22 protein-coding genes are annotated in these 24746 nt (G+C 46.8%); 12 read left to right on the top strand and 10 right to left on the bottom strand.

Going from position 1 to position 24746, the window contains the following annotated elements; all coding sequences use genetic code 11:
• Positions 1-91: 91 nt before the first annotated feature.
• The 5 genes from H3U73_RS00285 to H3U73_RS00265 form a co-directional block, all read right to left on the bottom strand.
• Positions 92-550: a hypothetical protein gene (locus H3U73_RS00285; RefSeq protein ID WP_078475004.1), complete on the bottom strand. Its 459-nt coding sequence runs from the start codon at positions 548-550 to the stop codon at positions 92-94.
• Positions 551-694: 144 nt separating this feature from the next.
• Entirely contained in the window at positions 695-1534 is an 840-nt protein-coding gene (locus tag H3U73_RS00280) for a MurR/RpiR family transcriptional regulator (protein ID WP_041880111.1), read from the bottom strand.
• Between the two features lie 237 nt (positions 1535-1771).
• Positions 1772-2764, bottom strand: a complete 993-nt coding sequence (locus H3U73_RS00275) for a nucleoside hydrolase (RefSeq protein WP_198189769.1) — start codon at positions 2762-2764, stop codon at positions 1772-1774.
• Positions 2765-2844: 80 nt separating this feature from the next.
• Positions 2845-4242 carry an MFS transporter gene (locus H3U73_RS00270; RefSeq protein WP_198189767.1) on the bottom strand — a complete coding sequence of 466 codons (1398 nt, stop codon included), beginning with the start codon at positions 4240-4242 and terminating at the stop codon, positions 2845-2847.
• 49 nt (positions 4243-4291) lie between these two features.
• On the bottom strand, positions 4292-5092 hold the full coding sequence (locus H3U73_RS00265; RefSeq protein WP_198189765.1) for an inner membrane protein YpjD: 801 nt from the start codon (positions 5090-5092) through the stop codon (positions 4292-4294).
• Positions 5093-5316: 224 nt separating this feature from the next.
• Here H3U73_RS00265 and ffh point away from each other — a divergent pair, with 224 nt between their 5' ends.
• The 5 genes from ffh (at position 5317) to hpaC (ending at position 11604) form a co-directional block, all read left to right on the top strand.
• Positions 5317-6675, top strand: a complete 1359-nt coding sequence (ffh, locus tag H3U73_RS00260; protein WP_037394288.1) for a signal recognition particle protein — start codon at positions 5317-5319, stop codon at positions 6673-6675.
• Positions 6676-6867: 192 nt separating this feature from the next.
• On the top strand, positions 6868-7032 hold the full coding sequence (locus tag H3U73_RS00255; RefSeq protein WP_198189756.1) for an SEC-C metal-binding domain-containing protein: 165 nt from the start codon (positions 6868-6870) through the stop codon (positions 7030-7032).
• A gap of 423 nt (positions 7033-7455) precedes the next feature.
• Positions 7456-10302, top strand: coding sequence for a valine--tRNA ligase (locus H3U73_RS00250; RefSeq protein ID WP_084550083.1), 2847 nt, complete (start codon positions 7456-7458; stop codon positions 10300-10302).
• 317 nt (positions 10303-10619) lie between these two features.
• On the top strand, positions 10620-11069 hold the full coding sequence (gene hpaR, locus H3U73_RS00245; RefSeq protein WP_078474998.1) for a homoprotocatechuate degradation operon regulator HpaR: 450 nt from the start codon (positions 10620-10622) through the stop codon (positions 11067-11069).
• Between the two features lie 4 nt (positions 11070-11073).
• A complete protein-coding gene (gene hpaC, locus H3U73_RS00240) occupies positions 11074-11604 on the top strand; it encodes a 4-hydroxyphenylacetate 3-monooxygenase, reductase component (RefSeq protein WP_025331512.1) in 531 nt (176 codons plus the stop codon).
• A 101-nt stretch (positions 11605-11705) separates the two neighbouring features.
• Here the strand turns inward: hpaC and fba are convergent, their stop codons facing one another.
• The 4 genes from fba to H3U73_RS00220 form a co-directional block, all read right to left on the bottom strand.
• Positions 11706-12770, bottom strand: a complete 1065-nt coding sequence (gene fba / locus H3U73_RS00235; protein WP_084550085.1) for a class II fructose-bisphosphate aldolase — start codon at positions 12768-12770, stop codon at positions 11706-11708.
• 128 nt (positions 12771-12898) lie between these two features.
• On the bottom strand, positions 12899-13834 hold the full coding sequence (locus H3U73_RS00230; RefSeq protein ID WP_084550087.1) for an ABC transporter ATP-binding protein: 936 nt from the start codon (positions 13832-13834) through the stop codon (positions 12899-12901).
• Positions 13828-15378 carry an iron ABC transporter permease gene (locus tag H3U73_RS00225; protein ID WP_084550089.1) on the bottom strand — a complete coding sequence of 517 codons (1551 nt, stop codon included), beginning with the start codon at positions 15376-15378 and terminating at the stop codon, positions 13828-13830. Before H3U73_RS00225 ends, H3U73_RS00230 begins: the two co-directional genes overlap by 7 nt.
• 145 nt (positions 15379-15523) lie before the next feature.
• Positions 15524-16531, bottom strand: a complete 1008-nt coding sequence (locus H3U73_RS00220) for a thiamine ABC transporter substrate binding subunit (RefSeq protein WP_037394268.1) — start codon at positions 16529-16531, stop codon at positions 15524-15526.
• Between the two features lie 97 nt (positions 16532-16628).
• Between H3U73_RS00220 and H3U73_RS00215 the strand changes: the two genes are divergently transcribed.
• From H3U73_RS00215 to H3U73_RS00190, 6 genes are all read left to right on the top strand, one after another.
• On the top strand, positions 16629-17273 hold the full coding sequence (locus tag H3U73_RS00215) for a pyrimidine 5'-nucleotidase (RefSeq protein WP_037394265.1): 645 nt from the start codon (positions 16629-16631) through the stop codon (positions 17271-17273).
• Between the two features lie 72 nt (positions 17274-17345).
• Entirely contained in the window at positions 17346-17615 is a 270-nt protein-coding gene (locus H3U73_RS00210) for a hypothetical protein (RefSeq protein WP_084550091.1), read from the top strand.
• Between the two features lie 81 nt (positions 17616-17696).
• Positions 17697-19067, top strand: coding sequence for a bifunctional UDP-N-acetylglucosamine diphosphorylase/glucosamine-1-phosphate N-acetyltransferase GlmU (gene glmU / locus H3U73_RS00205; protein WP_084550093.1), 1371 nt, complete (start codon positions 17697-17699; stop codon positions 19065-19067).
• A gap of 325 nt (positions 19068-19392) precedes the next feature.
• The gene (locus H3U73_RS00200; RefSeq protein WP_084550098.1) at positions 19393-19635 is read left to right on the top strand and encodes a FeoA family protein; all 243 of its coding nucleotides are present in this window, start codon (positions 19393-19395) and stop codon (positions 19633-19635) included.
• Complete coding sequence (gene feoB, locus H3U73_RS00195; protein ID WP_198189754.1) at positions 19632-21956, top strand: Fe(2+) transporter permease subunit FeoB; 2325 nt, start codon at positions 19632-19634, stop codon at positions 21954-21956. The genes H3U73_RS00200 and feoB overlap by 4 nt, the downstream gene beginning before the upstream one ends.
• A 57-nt stretch (positions 21957-22013) precedes the next feature.
• Positions 22014-22373: a FeoC-like transcriptional regulator gene (locus tag H3U73_RS00190; RefSeq protein ID WP_084564873.1), complete on the top strand. Its 360-nt coding sequence runs from the start codon at positions 22014-22016 to the stop codon at positions 22371-22373.
• 173 nt (positions 22374-22546) lie between these two features.
• On the opposite strand, the gene H3U73_RS00185 is transcribed toward H3U73_RS00190, so the two are convergent.
• Positions 22547-22717: a hypothetical protein gene (locus tag H3U73_RS00185; protein WP_172397542.1), complete on the bottom strand. Its 171-nt coding sequence runs from the start codon at positions 22715-22717 to the stop codon at positions 22547-22549.
• Positions 22718-22809: 92 nt separating this feature from the next.
• Between H3U73_RS00185 and glmS the strand changes: the two genes are divergently transcribed.
• Positions 22810-24651: a glutamine--fructose-6-phosphate transaminase (isomerizing) gene (glmS, locus tag H3U73_RS00180; RefSeq protein ID WP_084550106.1), complete on the top strand. Its 1842-nt coding sequence runs from the start codon at positions 22810-22812 to the stop codon at positions 24649-24651.
• Positions 24652-24746 lie beyond the last annotated feature (95 nt).

The raw sequence follows: 24746 nt of genomic DNA, 5'->3' as shown, positions 1-24746 counted from the left end.
ATATCTTATTAGTAAATAATGATTAATTATACTGCATATACATTGATTAACCAGTTTTTATAGAATTTAGGCTGTAAAGTACGCTTTTAAATCAATCGGTATTTTTACCAAGCTTGCGCTGGAAAATACGGTAGCTGGCTGCAAATGCAGCAATAGCCGCACCAATCAGCGCACCACCGATAAACATGGAAACTAAATCAACAGTTTTGCCCACATCCAGACTGTCCAGTATCTGTTTAGAACTCAGTTTCTGGCTGCCCGGACTGCTCATGCCTTCAATCATATGGCGATTATTACATTTGGGCAGCAAGACATTCTGATCAGCAGCCTGTGGAAATGTTTGTCTGACTGCTGTTTCACACTGCTGAATCTGTGCCGGCGTAACCAGATTAAACCAGCCGCCGATATACAGCCCTCCGGCAAGCAGACAAATAGCAATAATGCCTACCAGAATGGCAGAGCCTCTTTTCTGCTGCGTAGCCGCTTCTGAATTTTTAACGTTTTTCTGCTGTTCGGTCTGACGTTTAATTTGACGGGTTTTGTTACTCACTAGCGCTCATTTCGTTGTAATAATTTAAGATAAATACCGTGCCTGAGGGGACAATGCAAACCCGCTGACAACCGGCAGAAACTTCATACAGGTAATCATATTGGCTGATAGTGAATCATACTAAAAGCTGTTTTTCTGCTGAAATTAGTGTTGTAAAAATTTCAGCTTAACTCCTGCCTTGGTTTTTGCCAGCATTTCGCTTACATTTTCGCCCAGATGCAAGGCCAGGCCGATAGTCAGCATATCAACTACCATCAGCTGCAGCAGACGGGAAATCATCGGGGTATATTTTTCGCTGTCTTCAGGGGTAACAACACTAATGACACAGTCACAGGCTTGTGCGACGGGTGATCCGGCACGGGTAAGAGCGATTACTTTGGCGCCGTTACCCTTGGCAATTTTAATTGCATCAAGTAAATCTCGTGAAGAACCTGAATGCGAAATAACAACCAGCACATCTTGTGGTGACAATACGGCAGCAGCCATCAGTTGTACATGACTATCGGTATAGGCAACTGTAGACAAACCAAAACGGAAAAGTTTGTGCTGAGCATCCATTGCGACAATACCTGAATTGCCTGCCCCATAGAATTCTATACGGCGCGCTTTGGCCATCAGCCTGACTGCGGTTTCCAGGTCGGCCGCATTAAGGGATTTACGGCTGCCAAGCACCGTGGCTGCGGTACTGGCTATAACTTTATTCAGCACATCCTGCATAGAATCGGTGCTATTGAGTTCTTCATGGACATACGGCATACCGTCATGACCGATACTGGCGGAAAGATTGAGTTTAAATTCAGGTAACCCGCTATAGCCCATGGTACGGCAAAAACGAATAACCGTAGGCTGGCTCACGCGTGCCTCTTTGGCAATATTGGCTACAGCTGCGTGTACAAACCACTTGGTCTGCGCCAGTACACATTCAGCCACCCGGCGTTCTGCTGAAGATAACTCAGGTAATTTCTGACTGATTTTGGCTAACATTATGCTCTCCTGTTTTGTTGTCGCCACAAAACAGGAAGAGAAATATTGATAATTAATTTATACATGGTAAACCTGCTGATTTCTCTTGTATTGCGTGCCTATCCTAACACTGAAATAAACAAATGCAATATTCTGATGCGGATTATCGTTATCATGATGGTTATTAAAACCATAAATATTTATTATAGCGGTATTAGAACAGATTTTTGTTATTACTGTAAGATATTCTGATATTTTCTAGCAGCGATACTGACTTAATGCATTAAATATAATTTCAAGTAAACGCCGGTTATCTACCTGCTCCATTACATTAACAGGCTGATGACTGACCGGCGGCATACCAACAGTCAGTCTGAGCGCACCCTCTTTCCAGCGGCGGCTGCTGGCACGGGTACAGTCACGCGCAGTGGATACATCAACCATATAAGGCGAGCTGGTAACAATGCTTTCATCAATCAGCTTGGCGACACACAATACATCATGAATCCAGCAACCGGCCAGCTGGCGTGTCTGAATAGAATAGTCCATCCACGGACGTGATGTACGGACAATAAAATCTGCAAGCGGATTGGCAAAGCTCTGAAGTTTATCCAGATCCTGATGGGTGAGCAGTGTCTGTGTAGTTACGTCCAGCGGTGCAAGGGTAATATTGGCTCCACTCTCGATAACAATTTTGGCTGCTTCAGGATCAACGGCAAAGTTGGTGTCCTTAAGGTAGCTGTCCAGCTGAAATACACCGCCCATGATGACAATTTCGGCAACAGACCGGGCAAAATCGGGATAAAGCTGGATGGTATGGGCAATATTGGTTAACGGACCAATAGCCACCACGGTAATTTCACCGGGGTTATTACATACCAGTTCACCAATTGCCTGAGCCGCATGTGGCGCACTGTGATCATTTAATGGCGGCAGCGGTGGCAGATTGTCCCATAAAGACAATAATCCCTGTTTGCGTACATTATTATCCAGTTGTTCACGCCATGGGGCAGCCGGTTCAAGTAATGCCTGAGCAGCTCCTTTTACTACCGGGATGCTTTGATTCAATTCCTGCATTAATTGGTGCGCTACCTGAAAACCGGTATCCCGCGGTGTATTACCGGCCACAATGGTAATCAATTCCAGTTTAATTGAATCTGCAGCCAGTGCCAGCGCCAGCGCCAGCCCGTCATCTACATTCGCGCCTGCAATACCATTGCCGGGATCACAGTCAATTACGATACGCTTCATAAATATTTACCTGTGCTTCAATTATAACGGAGTCAGTAACTGACTCCGTTATTGGTGATTCTATCAATTTGTTAAAGCAGTTAAATAGCGTCTTCTACTGCATTTAAGTCGCGTCCGCGAGTTTCCGGAGCATAGAATGTAGTTATAAAGCCAATACCTGCCATTGCTACAAAATAAATTGCAATCGGCCACCATGTACCATACTGAGCCAGCAATGCTGAGGCAACTAATGGCGCAATACCACCAGACATAATGCCTCCGAACTCTTTAGCCAGAGCCATTTTGGAATAACGGTTACGCACCCCGAACAGCTCTACTCCATAGGCTGCCTGTACACCGAAAATACCCAGTGATGCCAGACACATACCAATAACAATAATACTGGCTACAATAAAAGGATCCCGTGTTTCCAGAAACATATAAGCCGGAACAGCATACAGCATCAGCAGAAAACAGAACCAGCGGTAAACAATACGGCGGCCAAACCGGTCGGATAACCAGCCGGCAAACGGAATCACAAAAAAGCCTAACAAAGACGCAACAAATACTGCAGAAGTAGCGACAGTTTGATTCACTTTCAGAAATTTGACCACATAGCCGATAACAAATCCCTGTGCGAGGTAAGATGGACCGTTTTCACCGATACGCAAGCCCAGCATGACGAAAAATGCTTTATTACGTGCCAGAAAGGAAGTTTTTTCAGCTGTCACCGTAGTTTGTGAAGCTGATATTTCAGTTTTTTGCACCCGGGACTGTTTAACTTCATTTTGTTCCTGCTCGAATACCGGAGTTTCCCGTACATGGCGGCGAATAAGAGTAGCGGCAATAGCTATCAGTGCACTGAGAATAAATGGTATCCGCCAACCCCAGCTGGCTACATCTTCTTTATCCAGCATTAACACCAGCAGCCAGACAGACGAAGCGACCAGTGTACCACTGTTGGAACCGATACCGATAATAGAAGCAATCAGACCGCGGTGTTTAGGTGGAGCATATTCTCCCAGCATAACTGTAGCACCGGAAAGTTCGGCTCCGGCCCCGAAGCCCTGCATAAAACGCAGTACAGCTAAAAGAAGTGGTGCCCATATCCCGATAGTGGCATAACTAGGGATAAGACCAATCAGCGTAGTGGAAATACCCATCAGGGCAATAGTGGTTACCAGTACAAATTTACGTCCTTTAAGGTCGCCAAGACGGCCAAAAAATATGGCACCGATCGGGCGGGCAACAAAGCCGACTGAATAAGTGGCAAAACTGGACAGAAGAGCAATTGCAGGCGTTAATTCGGGAAAAAACACATCTCCGAATACCAGCCCTGCGGCCAGACCGTATAAAGCAAAATCCACATACTCCATGGTGGTTCCGAGCCAGCAGGAAAGTGTTGCCTTAATAAATTCCCGTCGTCCTTCAGGTGTGGCTAAACGCTGTTCAGCTGCGCTCAGTTTCGGGCTGTCAACTGACGATTGTAAGTCACTCATTCAAATATCCTATGGTTACAAATCAGGGTGAAACTAGTTACAAAAAAGATTAAAACAAAATTTCCAGCACAAACTTGCTGCCAAAATAAGCCAGCATCAGGCTGACAAATGACACAATAACCCACCATGCCACTTTTTTCCCGCGCCATGCCTGCATATGATGTCTGAGCAGGATAACCAGATAGATTATCCATGACAGCACGCCGAATACCGTTTTATGATTAAAACGTGCCGGCTCACCAAATACAGCTTCGGAAAATACTGTGCCGCTGACAGCCGCTATAGTCAGAAGCACAAAACCCGCCTGCAGGCCCTGAAACATTAATTTTTCAATAGCCAGCAAAGGCGGCAGGAATGATTGCTGCGGAACAGTTTTACGCCGGTGCAGATAATGATTGCGTACCAGCATGAGCACAGCCAGCAGGGTTGTAATGCCAAAGAGGGCATAAGCCAGCAATGCCGACAAAACATGTATCATGAATGCTGTGTTGTGCATCGGGTAAGCAATAGCCTGCCCGGGCAGCAGTAAGGCAATCAACAGTACGAGTGCCGAACAGGGAAACAGCGCCAGCTGTAATCCCTGCAGGCGATAGCGAAAACTGCCCACCCAATACAGCATTACCATTAACCAGGTAATCAGATTGAGTGCCTGACCGAACCCCACCAGCAGTACATGCTGCTGCAACATTGGCTGCCATACAACAAAGGTATGCAGCAGCAATATCAGCAGTAACAGTAACTGCTCACCCCGCAACGGATAAGGCACATCAGTATGACGTTGCCAGAACCGCCATGCCAGTACAGAAAGCACGACATAAGCAAGAATAAGCACCAGCAGCAATAAGCTCATGATTTTTCCGCAGCAATAGCGCGCCAAAAATTGGCGCGCGTAGTGTAAAATAGGTATTTATTATTGCTATGCCTGCTAAAAAATACAGGCAGGTATAGCAACGGGGTGCCATTTTATAACCAAATTGCTACTTATCATACCTATTTATTGTGCGAATTGACTGGCAACAGGCAATTTTCACCGAACATATACAGGCTGCTTACAATTAGCCGGAGATGGTTTCGATGTTAGACAATCTATCAGATCGCTTTAGTAAAATCGCGAAAACTCTGCGCGGACAGGCGCGTTTGAGTGAAGACAATATCAAAGATGCTCTGCGTGAAGTACGTATGGCATTACTCGAAGCAGACGTTGCCCTGCCAGTTGTAAAAACGTTTATGGCTTCGGTAAAAGAACGTGCAGTCGGGCAGGAAGTCATTGGCAGTCTCACACCCGGGCAAGCTTTTGTTGGTGTGGTAAACGATGCCCTTACCGAACTGATGGGCACACAAAACAGCAGTCTGAATCTGGCTGCAGTTCCACCGGCCGTGATTCTGATGGCAGGTTTGCAGGGTGCGGGTAAAACCACTACGGTGGGCAAACTGGCCCGGCTGCTGAAAAATGAGCAGAAGAAAAAGGTACTGGTGGTTTCTGCCGACGTATACCGTCCGGCGGCAATAGAGCAGCTAAAATTGCTGGCACAACAGGTTGAAGTGGATTTTTTCCCGTCACACGAAGGTGAACAGCCGGTGACCATTGCATTAAATGCTTTGGATCATGCCAAAAAACATTTTTATGATGTACTGATGGTGGATACTGCCGGCCGGCTAGCTATTGACCAGAAAATGATGGATGAAATCCGGCAGATACATGCAGCGATTAATCCAGTAGAAACTCTGTTTGTAGTAGATGCCATGCAGGGTCAGGATGCCGTAAATACAGCACAGGCTTTTAATGATACGCTGCCTCTGACAGGTGTGGTATTAACCAAAATGGATGGCGATGCCCGTGGGGGTGCCGCTTTGTCTGTACGCCATGTAACTGGCAAACCGATTAAGTTTATTGGTGTAGGTGAAAAAATCAACGGGCTGGAACCGTTTTATCCGGATCGTCTGGCTTCGCGTATTCTCGGCATGGGGGATGTACTCTCACTGATTGAAGATGTACAAAAAGGCATTGATGAAAAAACCGCGCAGCAGATGGCAAAAAAACTGCATAAAGGCAAAGGTTTTGACCTGAATGACTTTAAAGCACAAATTCAGCAGATGCGTAAAATGGGTGGAATTGAATCCATTATGTCTAAGCTGCCGGGCGATATGGGACAAATGGCCAAACAGGTTCCGGAAGGCACGGCAGAAAAAGCCATGAGTCGTGTGGAAGCCATTATCAACTCAATGACTGCCAAAGAACGCGCCAATCCGCTGCTAATTAAAGCCAGCCGTAAACGCCGCATTGCCAATGGTTCCGGCGTTACCGTGCAGGAAGTGAATAAAATGCTCAAACAATTTGAGCAGTCACAAAAAATGATGAAATCATTTACCAAGGGCGGTATGGGTAAACTGATGCGTCTGGCCAAAGGCATGAAAGGTATCATGCCGCAATAACCTGTATTTTTAATACACTGCCTGAATTCAGATTCAGGCAGTTTTTTTATTTTCTACTTCTCCTGAAGATAGCTTATGACAAGCATCCGACATTGATAATGTTATATTTTTTACTGTAAAATATTCCGAGCAAGTTGTGATTGCTGTTTAATTACATTATCTTAAAAAGGAGTACGATAGTGCGCAAATTTAATGATAAAGGCTTCTTTTGAGCCAACCAGCAAACGCCGCAGAGGTTTCCCGTCAGAAACCAACGTTAAACGCGGACTGATAAGAACTGTTCATGGTGACAAAGTTCTGCATGAAAAGCTGGGGCGCAATGATCCCTGTCCATGCAACTCCGGCCGCAGCTTTTAAGAAGTGTTGTCTGAAAACCGGCTGCTTTCGATGGCAGCAACAGGCATGACTACTTCCGCTAATGTCTGCCAGTAATCACTGCTACTGAATTAATCCACTTTTAATTACTTCCCCCTGTATTCTACGCATACCGGGGGATAATTGATTGGGCTTCTGCACAGTTTTATCCCGCCTACACAGATAATAAACAGGTAAAGCAGCAGAAATATATATTTATTAGTTAATTATCCGCCTGTACTCATAATTTTCATTTATGACATTTGCTTAATAATTAATCGTTTATTCGACTCAACCTCTATTTTGAAAATAAGACTGTTTACTTTGATATCCGGATTCTGACAAAAGCGCATCGTCTTAAACCATGCCTCAGCGCATGGGTTATAATCAGAATCTTATTTTTTGATTTTTTTCCAATTCGTAACCATGTTAAACACCCAATATTCTCCGAGTGAAATCGAAACCCGTTTATATCAGCAATGGGAACAACGCGGCTATTTTGCACCGTCACTGGATTTAAGCAAACCTTCTTTCGCTATTCAGCTGCCACCGCCTAATGTAACTGGCACCCTGCATATGGGGCATGCATTTAACCAGACCATTATGGATGGCCTTACCCGTTATCACCGCATGAAAGGTGAAAATGTGTGCTGGATTCCCGGCTCTGACCATGCCGGTATTGCTACGCAGATTGTGGTGGAACGCCAGCTGGCGGTAGAAAACATTACCCGCCATGATTTAGGCCGGGAAGCATTTATTGCCAAAATCTGGGACTGGAAAAAATTCTCCGGCGGCACCATTACCGAACAGATGCGCCGTGTCGGCTGCTCTGTAGACTGGAGCCGTGAATATTTCACAATGGACGATGTGCGTGCCGAAGTGGTTACCGAAGTATTTGTACGCCTGTTTGAGCAGGGTCTGATTTATCGCGGTAAACGGCTGGTAAACTGGGATCCGGTACTGGGTACAGCTGTATCAGATCTGGAAGTGGAAAATATCGAAGAAAACGGTCATATGTGGCATATCCGTTATCCGCTGGCCGATGATCCGGACAACGCTCTGATTGTTGCCACTACCCGTCCGGAAACTTTGCTGGGTGACGTAGCCGTAGCCGTACATCCCGATGATGAACGTTATGCCGGTTTCATCGGAAAACAGTTGGTACTGCCATTATCTGGCCGCACTATTCCGGTGATTGCTGATGAATATGTAGATAAAGATTTCGGTACCGGCTGCGTTAAAATCACACCGGCTCACGATTTTAATGACTATGAAGTGGGTAAACGTCATCAGACTGCACTGATTAATGTACTCAGTCTGGATGCCAGAATACTACCGCAGGCAGAAGTATTTGATTTTCAGGGTCAGGCTCAGGCTGGTATTACGTTACCGGCACAATATGCCGGACTGGATCGTTTTGCTGCACGCAAACAGATGGTCGCAGACCTTGAAGCTCAGGGTTTACTGGTAAAAGTGGAAGAACACAAACTGATGACACCTAAAGGTGACCGTACCGGCAGTGTAATCGAACCAATGCTGACCAGTCAGTGGTTTGTGGCTATGACCCGCAGTGCTGATAATAATGTTGCCAATCCCGAACCGGAATCAGAGTTTAAAGGTAAAACCCTGACTGAAAAATGTATTCATGCAGTGGAAAGCGGACAAGTACGCTTTATTCCGGAAAACTGGGTTAATACTTATAACCAGTGGATGAACAATATTCAGGACTGGTGTATCTCCCGCCAGTTGTGGTGGGGTCACCAGATTCCGGCATGGTACGATCAGAACGGCCGCGTTTATGTAGCGCGTAATGAAGCCGAAGCACAGGCACAGGCGGGTGAAGATGCGGTTCTGACCCGTGACGAAGATGTACTGGACACTTGGTTTTCTTCAGCTCTGGTGCCGTTTTCTACACTTGGCTGGCCGGAAAAAACACCGGAATTGCAGGCATTCCTGCCTTCTCAAGTATTGGTAACCGGTTATGAAATTATTTTCTTCTGGGTAGCACGCATGATTATGATGACTACCCACTTCACCGGCAAAGTACCTTTTCATGATGTATATATTCATGGCATGGTGCGTGACCATGAAGGTAAGAAGATGTCCAAATCTGAAGGCAATGTCATTGACCCGGTGGATTTGATTGACGGTATCGATCTGGAAAACCTGCTGGTTAAACGTACTACCGGTTTGCGCCGTCCGGAAAAAGCGCCGCAGGTAATTAAAGCGACACAAAAACTATTTCCTGACGGCATTCCGGTATTCGGTGCTGATGCTCTGCGCTTCACTATGGCCAGCTATGCCAGCCTGGGCCGCAGTATCAATTTCGATTTCAAACGTGCTGAAGGCTATCGTAATTTCTGCAATAAATTGTGGAATGCCAGCCGTTTTGTGCTGATGAATATTGAAAATCACGATTGCGGGCAGGATGAAAGTCTGCCGCTAAGTTACAGCTTTGTTGATAAATGGCTGCTGACCCGTTTGCAGCAAACCATTTCGGCAGTAAGTGAAGCACTGGACACCTACCGTTTTGATATGGCTGCTCAGACCTTATATGAATTCATCTGGAATGAATACTGTGACTGGTATGTAGAACTGGCCAAAACTCAGTTGCAACGTGGTGATGAAGCACAGCAGCGCGCAACACGGCGCACACTGGTACGCGTTCTGGAAGTAGTACTGCGCCTGTTGCATCCGATTATGCCGTTTATCACTGAAGAACTGTGGCAGACCATTGCACCACTGGCTAACGCAAAACATACTGACAGCATCATGCTGGCCACATGGCCGCAGGCTGACAGCAGTCTGAATAATGCTAATGCGGTAAATCAGATGCATTATTTGCAGGAGCTGGTTAATTCAGTACGCAATTTGCGTGGTGAAATGGCGCTGGCGATGAGTGTAAAAGTGCCTTTGCTGGTTGAAAGCAATACCGATCTGGGTGAAATTCTTCCATATCTGCCACTGATGGCACGTCTGAGTGAAGCCAGACAGGTAACTCATTTGCCAGAAAGTGATGATGCACCGGTAGCAGTATGCCAGGGTGCGCGCCTGATGCTGAAAGTCGAAGTGGATAAAGCTGCTGAAACGGCACGACTGCAAAAAGAAGCAGAAAAACTACAGAAAAATATCGATAAAATTGAAGCAAAGCTGGCCAAACCCGGCTATACCGACAAGGCACCTGCGCATCTGGTAGAAAAAGACCGTACCGAACTGGCTCAACTACAGGACAGAATGTCTAAAATTGCTTTACAGTTACAAAAATACAATTAATTAATTACAAATTATTTCTTCTCAACCACCAAACCACAGATACAGGTAGCAGCCGGATAAATCCGGCGATCACTTTTATGTATTAGGATTGGTGGTTTCTTTTTTTAATTTCAAAAATATTGCAATAATCAACTAAAAAATAATTTTTTATTCTAAAACAAGCTATTAATTAAATACAATGTACTTGTTTTGTAATTTATTTACACATAATTATTCAAATTTATAATAATATTATGTAAAATTCGTAAAAAATAACTTTTTAGCTTTATATTTAATAGTTATATGAACCGGATATACTGAAAGATTGGAGCAAACAGATGATTAATACATCTAAATACTCGTCCCTCAACATTGTCTTGATTCAGGCTCGTGAAGCATTATTATCTCATTTTCGCCCGATGCTGAATGATATCGGTATCACTGATCAGCAATGGCGTATTACCCGTTTACTGGCAGAAAATGGTATCATGGATTTTCAGGATTTAGCTAAACAGGCATGCATTCTTCGCCCAAGCCTGACTGGTATCCTGACAAGACTGGAAAAACTGGATTATGTAGTCCGTCTTAAACCATCCAATGATCAGCGACGGGTTTTTCTTAAGCTGACCCCGGCCGGAGAAAAATTGTATGAAGATTTGTGTCGTTCAGTAGATGCACGGTACAAAGTACTGGAACAGCGTTATACTCAGGAAAAATTACATCAACTGGGCAATATGCTGAAAGAATTTACCAATATTGCTGTCGATAAAGAAGAACCAGAAACTTAATAAAATGAATCAACCACCGTCAGCCGTAGCTTTACAATATCGTGAAGCGATGTCAAAAGTTGCCGCAGCAGTACATGTTATTACCACCGAAGGTTCAGCCGGCCGTTATGGCATCACCCTTACCGCAGTCACATCGGTAACAGATACACCTCCTACCTTATTATTATGCATTAACCGTAACGCCCGTATTCAACCGGTTCTCCGCGCCAACGGGCGTTTATGTGTTAATGTTCTGGCTTCATCTCAGCAGGATGTAGCGGAGCATTTTGCCGGAATAACATCTGTTCCGGTAACCGAACGTTTTCTGCAAAACGACTGGCAAAATCATCACCACTCCGCCCAGCCTCAGTTAGTAGGAGCACTGGCACATTTGCACGGGCACATTGTCGATAGCCATGATATGGGCAGCCACAGCGTATTTTATGTAGCAGTTGAGCACATAAATATTAATTCACAGGAAAATCAGGGATTACTCTATTTTCAGCGCCGGTTTACTCAGACTGCCATACCATTTTGTGAAGCAGACTGTGTCTGAATCGATTTTCCTGCCGCACCGGCAGATAAACTAAAAAAACAGGATATAAACAACAATGGACTGTCCTTTTCCGGACAGTCCATTATTACATGTAAAAATACTTATTTTATAATCTGTACTAGCTCGCCGGCTGCGTAACGATTTGCCATTTTTTCCAAAGAAATTGGTTTAATCTGGCTCGCATGACCGGCAGCTCCAAAGGCCACATAACGATCAATACAAACCTGCTTCATGGCTTTAATGGTTTCAGTAAAGTATTTACGCGGATCAAATTCTGCCGGATGTGTAGCGAGAAAACGACGGATGGCGCCTGTGCTGGCCAGACGCAAATCTGTATCAATATTAACCTTGCGTACACCGTATTTAATACCTTCGACAATTTCTTCTACCGGCACACCATAAGTTTCCGGAATATTGCCGCCAAATTCGTTAATCACCTGCAACCATTCCTGCGGTACTGAGCTGGAACCATGCATAACCAGATGGGTATTAGGTAAACGTTCATGAATTTCACGGATGCGGTCGATACGCAGTACTTCACCTGTCGGCTTACGGGTAAATTTATAGGCGCCATGGCTGGTACCAATAGCAATGGCCAGAGCGTCAACACCCGTATCCTGTACAAAACGCGCTGCTTCATCCACACTGGTAAGCATCTGTTCATGGCTGAGTTTACCTGCCGCACCCACACCATCTTCCTCACCGGCATCTCCGGTTTCCAGATTACCCAGACAGCCGATTTCACCCTCTACTGATACACCGCAGGCATGTGCCATATAGACAGTTTTGCGAGTGACATCTGCATTGTATTCATAAGTGGAAGGTGTTTTGGCATCACTCAGCAACGAACCATCCATCATTACTGATGAAAAGCCCAGCTGAATTGAACGCTGACATACTTCCGGTGATGCACCATGATCCTGATGCATCACAACCGGAATATGCGGAAATTCTTCAATGGCAGCCAGAATAAGGTGTCGCAAAAACGGGGCACCGGCATATTTGCGTGCACCGGCACTGGCCTGCACAATCACCGGAGCGTTAACTTCATCGGCCGCTTCCATAATCGCACGCATTTGTTCAAGATTATTGACATTAAACGCCGGCAGACCATAACTGTTTTCTGCAGCATGGTCGAGCAGTTGGCGCATAGAAACTAAAGCCATGAGGTTCTCCGTGTGTACTTGCAATAATTGGTAAAAAAATCGGCGCAATTATACCACTATGCACCGTTTTTGTAGGCATGAGCATGCATTCTTCGACTAATTCAGTTTACCGCCAAACAGATACTGTATTACTGAAAGAAAACAATTTGTTGATGCTGTACCGTTAATGGCAGCCAGTCTCCTGCCTGCACAGCATAATGCAGCGGCAGCCACCAGCGTAATATTCCGTATTGCGGATGCAGCAACTGTACATCATATGATCTGGCTGTTAAACATACTTCTGTTACCTGCACCTGTGTTCCGTTTTCAGGATCATATTGCAGAGCGTTTTGCGGAATGTAACAAATATCGCTGACATTATCACAACCCAGTAAACGCGCAGCCCATGCATCAGCCGGTCGTGCCAGCAGTTGTGCAGCAGTACCCTGTTGTATCCAGCAGCCATGCCTGAGCAAACAAATACGATCAGCCAGCGCAAAAGCCTCCAGCGGGCTGTGAGTAACCAGTACAGCCGGACATTTTTGCTGACGCAATAAACGCACAGTTAATTGCTGCAAACTGGCGCGCAATGTTGTATCCAGTGCTGAAAATGGTTCGTCCAGCAACAATGCCTGCGGTTGCAGAACAAGTGCTCTGGCCAGTGCCACCCGCTGTTGCTCTCCGCCGGATAATGCATCTACCTGCCGGGCAGCTGCTTCAGACAGCCCCACCTCGGCAAGCATTTGCATGGCCTGCTGTTGTGCTTGCGGTTTGCTTACTCCGTGCATACGCAGTCCGAAAGCCACGTTTTGCCACACATTCAGATGCGGCAATAAAGCATAATCCTGAAACATCAGCCCGATACGGCGCTGTTCCGGCAATAAAAAAGTTATATTTTCTTCGTTAATAAAAATATTGCCGCTATCAGGTTGTACCAGACCGGCTGCCATATTCAGCAAAGTTGATTTACCGCTGCCGCTTTCTCCCAGTACCGCTACCAGCTGACCGTCGGCCACCTCCAGACTTAAATCCGCGGCAACAACTTTATCGGAAAATTTTTTATTAATGTGTTGCCAGCTCAGCATAGATGCGTTTCCTTTTTGTACTTACTCCATTCCACTAACGCAAAAATCAGTATGGTCAGCATCATCAGCAGTAAGGTCAGCACCATTGCACGGTCATAATTATCCCGTCCGGCGGTACTCAGATAATGATAGATCAGTGTAGTCAGCGTCTGCCATTCCGGCCGCGACAGAAACAGCGTAGCCGCAAACTCACCGATACAGGTAGCCGCAGCCAGCGCCAGCCCGCGCTGCAAAGCCGGTCGTAACAGGGGTACAATAACATACAGCAATACTTGCATACGGCCGGCACCGAGTGTACGCGCAGCCTGTGTATAACTGTCAGGCAAACTGTCCCATGCGGCCAGTACATCCTTGGTAATAAACGGATAAGCCAGCAGCGCATACGTACATATCAGCATACTTAATGATGCTGTCCAGCCGGGATAACACAACAACAGCCCGAATGACACACACACCGGTGATACCATAAATGGTAAAAATGTCAGACTACGCACCCACATCAGCCGCTTTGCCAGCGCAGCATGCAAAAAACCCAGCAGTAATGCCAGCATGATTGCCATTAAAGTAAAGCTTAAAGTATTCAGTACTGCCTGCCACGTTGTACTTTCCAGTAATACCAGCCATGAACTGCCAGCCAGCAAAGCACGCCAGCACACAGCCAGCAGCGGCAGCGCACAACATCCCAGCAACAGCAGCAAAGCCATTACCAGTCCGGCTTTCTGCCCGGTTGTCGGCAATTGCGGCGGCAACATCTGTATCACTGCCTTCTGAGCCGAATATCTGCTCAGAACCGCATATATAATACCGGACAGAAAAGTTGTGGCCAGTACCCACAACACCAGCACACCTGCCTGTGCCATATCCAGCTCATAAGCTATCAGCTGATAAATCTGCACTTCCAGCGTAATGTAATGCTCACCGCCAAGCAATAAAGCCAGACCAAATCCGGAAAAACAATACAAAAACACCAGACACATACCACCGGCCAGCCATGGCAGCATCTGCGGAATTTCAATCCTGACAAAGCGCTGCCATGTTCCGGCACCCAGTGTCTGCGCCGCATACATACGTGTTGCCGGTACCTGACACAAACCCTGATAGCCGGCACGTACCATTACCGGCAGATTAAAAAACACATTACCGTATAACAATAACCATGGCGTACCTTCCCAGCCGCGCCACAATAAACCCTGTGCTCCAAACAATGCCAGAATACCCACACCGGCTACTAATGTGGGGATTACAAACGGCAGCATCAGCAAACGCAGTACCCAGTTTCGGCCGCTAAACTGCAAACGGGTAACTGCCCATGCTACCGGCACACCCAGCAACAACGTCAGTACACTGCTGATAGCAGCCTGTGAAACTGTCCAGCCCAGTAAGCGACGCATATATTCGTCCTGCCACACCATACGGAAACTGTCTGCATCCGTTTGTTGCAGCATTGCCCGCAATGGTAACAGCACCACAGCCAGCAAAAAAAACAGCGGCAGTAATGAGAACAGCCCCGGCAGCAATTTTTGCCCGAAACTGACAACTTTCATCCCAATACCGTTTACATCTTTATTTACCAGACGATTACCTCAGATTCAGTATTTGTATAACCAAACAGGGCATATCCATGCCCTGTTTTTATTTTTTACTCCGGCCGCAATAAACAGCCGCATGGCAACAGTACAGGTTATTTGCTCAGCGCTGCACTACCTTTACCCATTGTTTAACCCAGCTTTGCTGCTTAGCTGCCATATCAGCCATACTTGGTTGTGTTACCGTAGTTGGAATTTTTACATGAGCATATACCGGCGGCAAAGACACGCCTTTTACAGCCGGATAAACCCACATGGATGTCGGAATGGCATTCTGTACCTGATTGCTTTGCAGATATTGCACCAGTTTAGCGGCCAGTGCAGGCTGACTGGCATGATTCAGCACCGCAGCACCTTCGATATGGCGGAACACTGCCCCTTTAAAGCGTAAATCGGCAGTTGGCGGTGTTTTGTATTTACCTTTACCATAATAAACTTCTGCTATCGGACTGGAAGCATAGCTTACCACCATCGGCCGGCTGCCTCCGTTCAAGGTAAATTCAGTGTAATAGGCCTCACTCCAGCCTTTAGTCACTTTTACACCATTCTGGCGCATTTTAGCCCACCATTGCCAGGTACCCTGCTCTCCTAAGCCGCCAATATTCGCCAGCAGAAAACCCAGCCCCACACTGGAAGTGGCCGGGCTGGGCACAACGAGTAAATCGCGGTAAGCCGGGCTGGCCAGTTCTTCCAGCGAACGCGGCACAGCTTTGCCATGTTTCTGGAACCATGCCTTATCATAATTAATCGTAATATAGCCGTAATCCACTGCCAGAGCCTGCGGCAGAGAAACATTAACCGGACGGCCGGAGGGTTGTGCCTGAGCAAACAGTTTAAACTGCTGAGCCTTGGCAATATTACTGTTATCCAGACCATATACTGCATCAGCAATTGGTTTAGCACGAGTTAAAATCAGCTTGTTGAGCATTTCATTTCCGCTACCGACTTTAATCACAGTCAGTTTCACATTATTATCATGCTCAAACTGAGCCAGAACATTTTTAGGTAAAGCAAATGAATCATGTACAGCCAGACGTACCTCTGTTTGTGCCTGTGCAACCATACTGAGTAACAGACATAGCACTCCGATTAACCACTTACCTGCTTTCATTCTGGTCTCCTGCCATTAAAATCATTAGGTATTCTTCATATACAATCATACCCGTTTTAGACGTTTATAGTAAAAATCTGACGCCATCTTACAAATCATGACAACTCATTACTGGCTATTTGACCTCGACAATACCCTGCATCAGGCTGATGCAGGCATATTCGGTATTATCAATCAGCACATGACAGCCTATATAGCCACCACCTTAAATATCGACGATATTGCCGCTTCCCGGCTGCGTCAGCAGTACTGGCAGGATTATGGCGCCACACTAGCCGGACTGCAAAAACACCATCCGGAAATCAATCTTCAGGAATTTCTGCTGGCATGTCACCCGCTGGAACAAATTTTGCCTCTGTTGCAGCCTATGCCGCAAATACAGCATACTCTGACCCATTTGCCCGGCTATAAAGTCGTTTTTTCCAATGGTCCCAGCCATTATGTACAGGCACTGATCAATACCATGCAAATTGAATCTCATTTCCATGCCCTGTTTGGTACTGATAATGTACAAATGCTTTACAAACCTCATCCGCATGCTTACCACAGCCTGTGTTTACAGCTGCATATCCGCCCTGATCAATGCATTATGGTAGACGATAGCCTGTCCAATCTGAAAACAGCACATACACTGGGCATGCGAACAGTATGGTTCGGAACACACAGCCATCCGGCTGCCGGAATCGATGCTGCTGTACCGGATATGCACAGTCTGCTACAGATTGCCCCGTCTCTGTTATAAAGCAACTATACGCAGGCACACAAATTCTCTACAATATCCCTGTACAAACGACTAACCTCAAAGGACAACACCATGCGTGCCGGAATCTGTTTAATTTGCGGTCTACTGACCATCAGTGGCTGCACATGGGAAACCTATCAGGATGCCAGCGGACAGACAAAACTGCGCCAGAAATATGAACCGGGTACACGTGTGGTTTATCAGGATGGCACCTACTCACATAATATGCGCTATAACAGCATGCGCCCCGAACCGCACGTGATGAAACCCACTGTAGGGGATGCAGACGAAAAATTACCGGCACACACACACTGGTCAGATTCAAACAGTAGTGCCGAATAATCCAGATACATCAGTACAGGGCTGCCGGAATCATGCCAGATTACCGACAGCCCGTTTTCACATCTTAATATATACAAATTTATGGCTAATTCACCCTTAAATATCGTCATCCTTGCAGCCGGCAAAGGTACCCGGATGTATTCACGCCTGCCCAAAGTTCTGCATGAAATCGGCGGTATCAGCATGCTGGAACGCGTTATTAACACCGCACAGAGTCTGCATCCGGACAATATCACCGTCGTTATTGGTCACGGCAAAGAGCTGGTACGGGAACAAATTCAGGCAGACGTATGCTGGGTGGAACAAGACCAGCAACTGGGTACCGGCCATGCAGTCAGAATGGCTCTGCCATATTTATCCGACAGCGGACGGACTCTGATTCTGTATGGTGATGTACCTCTTATCGATCAGCAAACACTGGAAGAATTACTCAGCACCGCCGGTAAAGACGTAGGATTACTGACCGACGTTCTCGACAATCCGTCCGGCTATGGCCGCATCATCCGTCAACATGGCAATGTTGTCGCCATTGTTGAAGAAAAAGATGCCAGCGCAGAGGAAAAAGCCATTTGCGAAACCAATACCGGTATCTTTGTACTTCCCAATTGTCAGCTGACCCAATGGCTCAATGCGTTGCAAAATAACAATAGTCAGCAAGAATACTACCTGACTGATGTCATTGCACTGGCCCGGCAGGACAATATTCCCGTTTATCCGCTGCAAGTGCGTGCATCATGGCTGGCAGCCGGCGTTAATAACAAACTGCAACTGGCACAGCTGGAGCGCATTCTGCAACAACAGCAGGCTACAGCACTGCTTCAGGCTGGCGTAACTCTGCGTGACCCTGCCCGTTTCGACTTACGCGGACAGCTAACCCACGGGCAAGACGTAATAATCGACATTAATGTCATTCTGGAAGGGAATGTAGATCTCGGTGACAACGTTTCCATTGGTGCCAATTGTGTGATTAAAAACGCCACCATCGGCTCCGGTACCATCATTCACCCCAATTCCCATCTGGAAAACTGCAATATTGGCAGCGATGCCCGGGTTGGTCCGTTTGCACGCCTGCGACCGCAGGCACAGATTGGTGACGCAGTGCATATCGGTAATTTTGTCGAAGTTAAAAACAGCACCATTGGCTATGGCAGCAAAGCCAATCATCTTACCTATCTGGGCGATGCCACTATTGGCGAAAACAGCAACATTGGCGCCGGTACCATCACCTGTAATTATGACGGAGTTAACAAATACCGTACTACCATTGGTAATCATGTCCGCATCGGTTCCGGCAATATGCTTATTGCGCCCATCACCATAGGTGACCGTGCCACTACCGGTGCCGGCAGTACTCTGAGCAGGAACTGTCCGCCAGACAAACTGACACTGTCACGCAGTCGCCAGACAACTTTGTCAGAATGGCAGCGACCAGAAAAAAACAACGAGAAATAATCTCTTTATCAGCCCGCCAGTGCTATTCTGCCTGCCGGGCTGATTATCTTATTCACTAATCTTTCCTGCCTTTACATCTGTTTCACCAAACCCGCCATACTTTAATCAAAAGCATTACATATCTGCGTTTAAAAAATACACAAACTAATTATAATTCGCAAAATAATCACTTTATTCACTATATTCTTCACAAAAGAACTAAACAAAGCATTTTCTCTTAGCCATTCATACAAGCAAATTAACAGGCAAAAGTAATATCATGTACAATAAAAATGATTCCCAATAATAACAAAGACACCTTACCTACTACTGAAGGTCAACCGCAGTGCCAATACTTACTCTTGATCAACTACCGTTTGGTCAGCCGGCAGTTATAACCCGACTGTTGCCCGAATCTCTGCCTTTTCGCCGGCGTCTGTTAGCCATGGGCATTACCCCCGGCAGCCACGTTACCGTAATCCGTACAGCACCATTAGGCGATCCGCTGGAAATCAAAACCCGCGGATTTTACCTATGCCTGCGGCGCAGTGAAGCACAAGCCATCGGCGTAGTTGAGGCAATACAATGAAAATAGCATTAATCGGCAATCCCAATAGCGGCAAAAGTACGCTTTTCAATGCGCTTACCGGTTCACGCCAGCAGGTCGGCAACTGGCCCGGGGTAACTGTAGAACGCAAAACCGGCAGTATCCAGATAAACCAGCAACAGGTAGAAATCATCGACCTGCCCGGTACCTATGCCATAGAAAATCTCGACATAGCTGCTTCTCAGGATGAAATGATTGCGCGTGAGTTTGTTCTCAATGAACCAGACAGCCTGATCATCAACATTATCGACGCCACTAATCTGCAACGCAGTCTGTACCTGACTTTCCAGTTGCTCGATCTCAAACGGCCGATGCTGGTCGTTCTCAACATGATCGATGCCTTGCATAACATAGGGGAAAATATCAACATCAGCACACTAAGCAAACAGCTTGGCTGTCCGGTTATCCCCATTTCCGCTGCACGAAAAACCGGAATACCGCAACTTAAACAGGCAATTGCACAGGCCATCACCACCCCTGTAGCAGCCCATCCCGAGCTGGATACTCTTGGTAGCAAACAAAGCACCATTATCCGCAACTATCTGGCTCAGCTTCCGGCCGATAGTGCCGTACACCAGCTCGACCAGTGGGCGCTGATCGAATTATTACTTAAACAGAACCCCGTTTCTCTTACTGAAACCGAAAAACATATCCTGCAACAATGCCGTGATGCCTTGTCTGACTGGTGTAACCATGAAATCGACGTTGCCCTTGCCAGCGCCCGTTATGACGCCATAGATAAGCTAAGCCGCTCTGCAATTGAAAAGCCGCGTGAAGCAAATCTGTCCTTATCCGATAAAATTGACCGTATTACCCTGGGCCGCTATACCGGCATCCCGTTTTTTCTGTTGGTCATGTACCTGATGTTTATGGTAGCGGTTAAATTCGGCTCTGTATTTATCGATTTCTTCGACATCCTCTTTGGCACCATATTTGTCGATGGCTTCTCCGCCCTGCTCACCAAACTCGGCTCTCCCGAGTGGCTGATTGCTATTCTGGCCAACGGAATCGGTAGTGGTATTCAAACAGTGGCCACATTCATTCCGGTTATTGCAGCCATGTTTCTGTGCCTGTCATTTCTCGAAGATTCCGGCTATCTGGCGCGTGCCGCAATGGTAATCGATCGCGGCATGCGTGCCATTGGCCTGCCGGGCAAAGCCTTTGTTCCTATGCTGGTCGGCTTCGGCTGTGGTGTACCTGCCATTATGGGTACCCGCACACTGGACTGTGCCCGTGACCGTCTCATGTCTATCAGCATGATACCTTTTATGTCCTGTGGTGCCAGACTGCCGGTTTACACCCTGTTTGCTGTTTTGTTTTTTCCTGAAAACGCCTCAACCGTGGTTTTTATCCTTTATCTGCTCGGTATCGGTGTTGCCATTCTTACCGGTATTATTCTCAAACACACCCTGCTGCCCGGCGACATTACCCCTTTTATTATGGAAATGCCCGCTTATCGTTTGCCTACATTGCGCGGCATGCTTTACCTGACATGGTCACGTCTGAAAGGATTTATTTTCCGTGCCGGACAGGCCATCGTACTCATGGTAACCATTCTCAGCCTGCTTAACTCACTGGGTAGCGACGGCTCATTCGGCCACAATGACAGCAGCCAGTCTGTACTGTCGGTTTCCAGTCAGAAAATTACCCCGGTATTCACGCCTATGGGTATCAATGAACAAAACTGGCCGGCTACGGTAGGTATATTTACCGGTATCTTTGCCAAAGAAGCCGTCATTGCCACCCTCAACTCCCTGTACTCTATGAAAGCGGAAGAGGATGGCGGAGAAGAAACCTTTAATTTTCAGGCCGGTGTCATCAAAGCCCTGAACACCATACCAGCCAACTTAAACGAACTGGCCGGTTCCTTTCTCGATCCTCTGGGGTTTAGTGCGCTGAATCAGAGTGCTGACAGCGTACAGCAGGATATGGACATGACCGGACGCACAGTAACCAAACTGGAAACCTCCTTCGACAGTAGTGCCGCCGCAATGGCCTATCTCATATTCATCCTGCTATATACACCGTGTGCGGCTGCGCTAGGTACCATTTACCGCGAAGCCGGCGGACGCTGGATGCTGTTTGTAGCCGGCTGGACATTCTTTACCGGCTGGAGCTGTGCCACCATTTACTACCAGTACCACCAGCTTAGTCACAGTACCAGCGCCGCATACTGGATTGGCGGAGTAGCCTGTCTGTTTATTCTTGTTGTTTGCAGCATGAAATTTATCGGCAGCCGGCGTCAGACTTGCCAGATAACCATGAAAAACTGCCCGCACAGCAAAAGCAGCTGCTGTCACTGAGTAATCAGGCATTTTTACTAATTACCAAAACTTATTTACCTGAACAGATAGTGATATTTGCAAAATCATCACTATCTGTTTGCATTCAGTTATCCAGACAGCGGGAACAAACCATCAGCCAACCCAGATAAAGGACTACCGGATATGCTTATCACTGCCATTCGTGACTACCTTATCACTATCGGACAAGCCAGCCTGCAGGATTTATCCCGCCATTTTCAGGTACAGGAAAGTGCCATGGAGCAAATGCTTAATTTTTGGCTCAGAAAAGGGATCATCCGCCAGATAGGTCCTTACCAGCCTTCCTGTCAGCAAAGTAAATGCAGCGACTGCTTTATTTGTCCTGAAGGTGCCAGAAAAATTTATCAGGCCGTCACCGGCACGGACAGAACCATTCCGATTACCCGCTTAGCCTGAACCAGCAAAAATTTTAAATCTGACTTACCTGGATGCAGAACTGTCTTTTCAGGTGAAAACACATTAACAATTTGCCGGCATAAATCAATACCACCAACATATCCCTAAACCAGATACTTAATGATACTCACAGAACAAATGAATAAAATATCTGATATATAAAGATAATTTATCTACCCAACATCATCCTGAAAACCATTAGCATAAACATATCTGTCTGTTTGTACAGCAGGCTGTAAACAAAGTTTACTGTACAAATCCGCCGTTTCCATTACAATCTTCATTTCAAATAAAACTGAAACAGCATCATCAGGCAGACGATACACAAAAACTGGAATCAACACGGCATAACCCGCAAACCGCAATAGCCGCATTCCAGCCAGGTAAAAAAACCGTAATTGCATTGCAACCCATGCCTGTTGAAAAAGGATAAACCATGTGTGGCATAGTTGGCGCCATTCGCGCACAGAATAACGTAGTAGAATTTCTTACCAGCGGCTTGGAACGGCTGGAATACCGCGGATATGACTCTTCCGGCATCGCCGTATGGACACCGGACGGTATTGAGCGCGTACGCCGTGTCGGCCGCGTTAAATTTATGGAAGAAGCCGCTCAGGCTGCCGGACTCAAAGGCAGACTGGGCATTGGTCACACCCGCTGGGCAACACACGGTGGTGTTACTGAACCCAATGCTCATCCGCACATTTCTAACAATATGATTGCCATTGTTCATAATGGCATTATCGAAAACTTTGAAAGTGAGCGCAGCCGGCTACAGGCACTGGGTTACGAATTCACATCCCAAACTGATACCGAAGTCATTGCTCACAGCATCCATTACGAATACACCCACACCAGCACCGGCAACCTGTTTCAGGCGGTACAAACTGCCTGCAAACGTTTTCAGGGTGCCTATGCCATCGGCGTGATTGCCAGAGACAATCCCGATAAACTTGTAGCTGCGCGTATGGGCTGTCCGCTGTTAGTGGCACTGGGTGAAAATGAAAGCTTTATCGCTTCCGATGTTTCCGCCGTTATTGCTTATACCCGTCGTGTTGTCTTCCTCGAAGATGGCGACCTTGTTCAGCTATCCACACAAGGCATTGATATTCTGCTCGACAAACACAATCAGCCGGCAGAACGTGAAATCAAAATGTCTGAACTGTCCTTAGCTTCGCTCGAACTGGGGTTGTACAGCCATTTCATGCAAAAAGAAATTCACGAACAGCCCAAAGCCATCACCGACACCGCCGAAGTATTTCTGGTAGGCGGCTTTGAGCCGGAAAACTTTGGCGCCAGTGCTGCCGGCATCTTTAAGCGAATCCGTAACATTAAAATTCTTGCCTGCGGTACCTCCTACTACTCCGCACTCACTGCACGTTACTGGCTGGAAGCCATTGCGCAAATACCGACAGACGTCGAAATTGCCAGTGAATACCGCTACCGCAAAGTTATTGCCGATCCGGAACAGCTGGTCATCACGATTTCTCAGTCCGGTGAAACACTTGATACCATGGAAGCACTTAAATATGCCCAGTCACTGGGCATGCAGCACAGCCTTTCTATTTGCAATGTAATGGAATCGGCTCTGCCGCGCGAAAGTGAACTGGTACTGTATACCCGCGCCGGTGCCGAAATCGGTGTAGCCTCTACCAAAGCCTTTACGACTCAGCTTGTGGCATTGTTCGGACTGGCGGTAACACTGGGCAAAATGCGCGGACTGGTTACCCCTGAAGAAGAAGAGCAATATACCAATGAGCTGCGCCTGCTTCCCGGCAGCGTGCAGCATGTACTTAATCTCGAACCGCAAATTGCCGGCTGGGCAAATCAGTTTGCCGCTAAAAATAACGTACTGTTTCTAGGCCGCGGCATTCATTACCCCATCGCCCTTGAAGGCGCTCTGAAACTTAAAGAGATTACCTATATTCATGCCGAAGCTTATCCGGCCGGTGAGCTTAAGCACGGCCCGCTGGCACTGGTAGATCAGAATATGCCTGTAGTGGTAATTGCGCCTAATGACAGCCTGCTCGAGAAAGTCAAAGCCAATATGCAGGAAGTAGCCGCACGCGGCGGCGAGCTCTTTGTATTCACCGATCTGGACAGCGAATTCAGCGCCGATGAAGGCGTACACGTTATCCGTACCCCGCGCCATATGGGCGTACTTTCCCCGATTGTACACACCATACCGGTACAGCTACTGGCCTACCACACCGCACTGGCCCGCGGCACTGATGTAGATAAACCAAGAAATCTGGCGAAATCGGTGACTGTAGAATAAATAGCTTGTGAACGCTTTTTAATTCTTAAACGCCCTGTTGAAGAACAACAGGGCGTTTAATTTTCCTTAAATTAAAATATATTAAAATAAAACCT

Origin of the sequence: Snodgrassella sp. W8124 (genome assembly GCF_016100875.1) — a bacterium.
GTDB classification, from domain to species: Bacteria; Pseudomonadota; Gammaproteobacteria; order Burkholderiales; family Neisseriaceae; genus Snodgrassella; species Snodgrassella alvi.
This window is presented reverse-complemented; position numbering and strand designations above follow the sequence as displayed.

Coding starts and splice junctions, on each gene's coding strand:
- H3U73_RS00280 (WP_041880111.1), bottom strand. CDS start 1,534: ATGTTAGCCAAAATCAGTCAGAAATTACCTGAGTTATCTTCAGCAGAA.
- H3U73_RS00275 (WP_198189769.1), bottom strand. CDS start 2,764: ATGAAGCGTATCGTAATTGACTGTGATCCCGGCAATGGTATTGCAGGC.
- H3U73_RS00270 (WP_198189767.1), bottom strand. CDS start 4,242: ATGAGTGACTTACAATCGTCAGTTGACAGCCCGAAACTGAGCGCAGCT.
- H3U73_RS00265 (WP_198189765.1), bottom strand. CDS start 5,092: ATGAGCTTATTGCTGCTGGTGCTTATTCTTGCTTATGTCGTGCTTTCT.
- ffh (WP_037394288.1), top strand. CDS start 5,317: ATGTTAGACAATCTATCAGATCGCTTTAGTAAAATCGCGAAAACTCTG.
- H3U73_RS00255 (WP_198189756.1), top strand. CDS start 6,868: ATGATAAAGGCTTCTTTTGAGCCAACCAGCAAACGCCGCAGAGGTTTC.
- H3U73_RS00250 (WP_084550083.1), top strand. CDS start 7,456: ATGTTAAACACCCAATATTCTCCGAGTGAAATCGAAACCCGTTTATAT.
- hpaR (WP_078474998.1), top strand. CDS start 10,620: ATGATTAATACATCTAAATACTCGTCCCTCAACATTGTCTTGATTCAG.
- hpaC (WP_025331512.1), top strand. CDS start 11,074: ATGAATCAACCACCGTCAGCCGTAGCTTTACAATATCGTGAAGCGATG.
- fba (WP_084550085.1), bottom strand. CDS start 12,770: ATGGCTTTAGTTTCTATGCGCCAACTGCTCGACCATGCTGCAGAAAAC.
- H3U73_RS00230 (WP_084550087.1), bottom strand. CDS start 13,834: ATGCTGAGCTGGCAACACATTAATAAAAAATTTTCCGATAAAGTTGTT.
- H3U73_RS00225 (WP_084550089.1), bottom strand. CDS start 15,378: ATGAAAGTTGTCAGTTTCGGGCAAAAATTGCTGCCGGGGCTGTTCTCA.
- H3U73_RS00220 (WP_037394268.1), bottom strand. CDS start 16,531: ATGAAAGCAGGTAAGTGGTTAATCGGAGTGCTATGTCTGTTACTCAGT.
- H3U73_RS00215 (WP_037394265.1), top strand. CDS start 16,629: ATGACAACTCATTACTGGCTATTTGACCTCGACAATACCCTGCATCAG.
- H3U73_RS00210 (WP_084550091.1), top strand. CDS start 17,346: ATGCGTGCCGGAATCTGTTTAATTTGCGGTCTACTGACCATCAGTGGC.
- glmU (WP_084550093.1), top strand. CDS start 17,697: ATGGCTAATTCACCCTTAAATATCGTCATCCTTGCAGCCGGCAAAGGT.
- feoB (WP_198189754.1), top strand. CDS start 19,632: ATGAAAATAGCATTAATCGGCAATCCCAATAGCGGCAAAAGTACGCTT.
- glmS (WP_084550106.1), top strand. CDS start 22,810: ATGTGTGGCATAGTTGGCGCCATTCGCGCACAGAATAACGTAGTAGAA.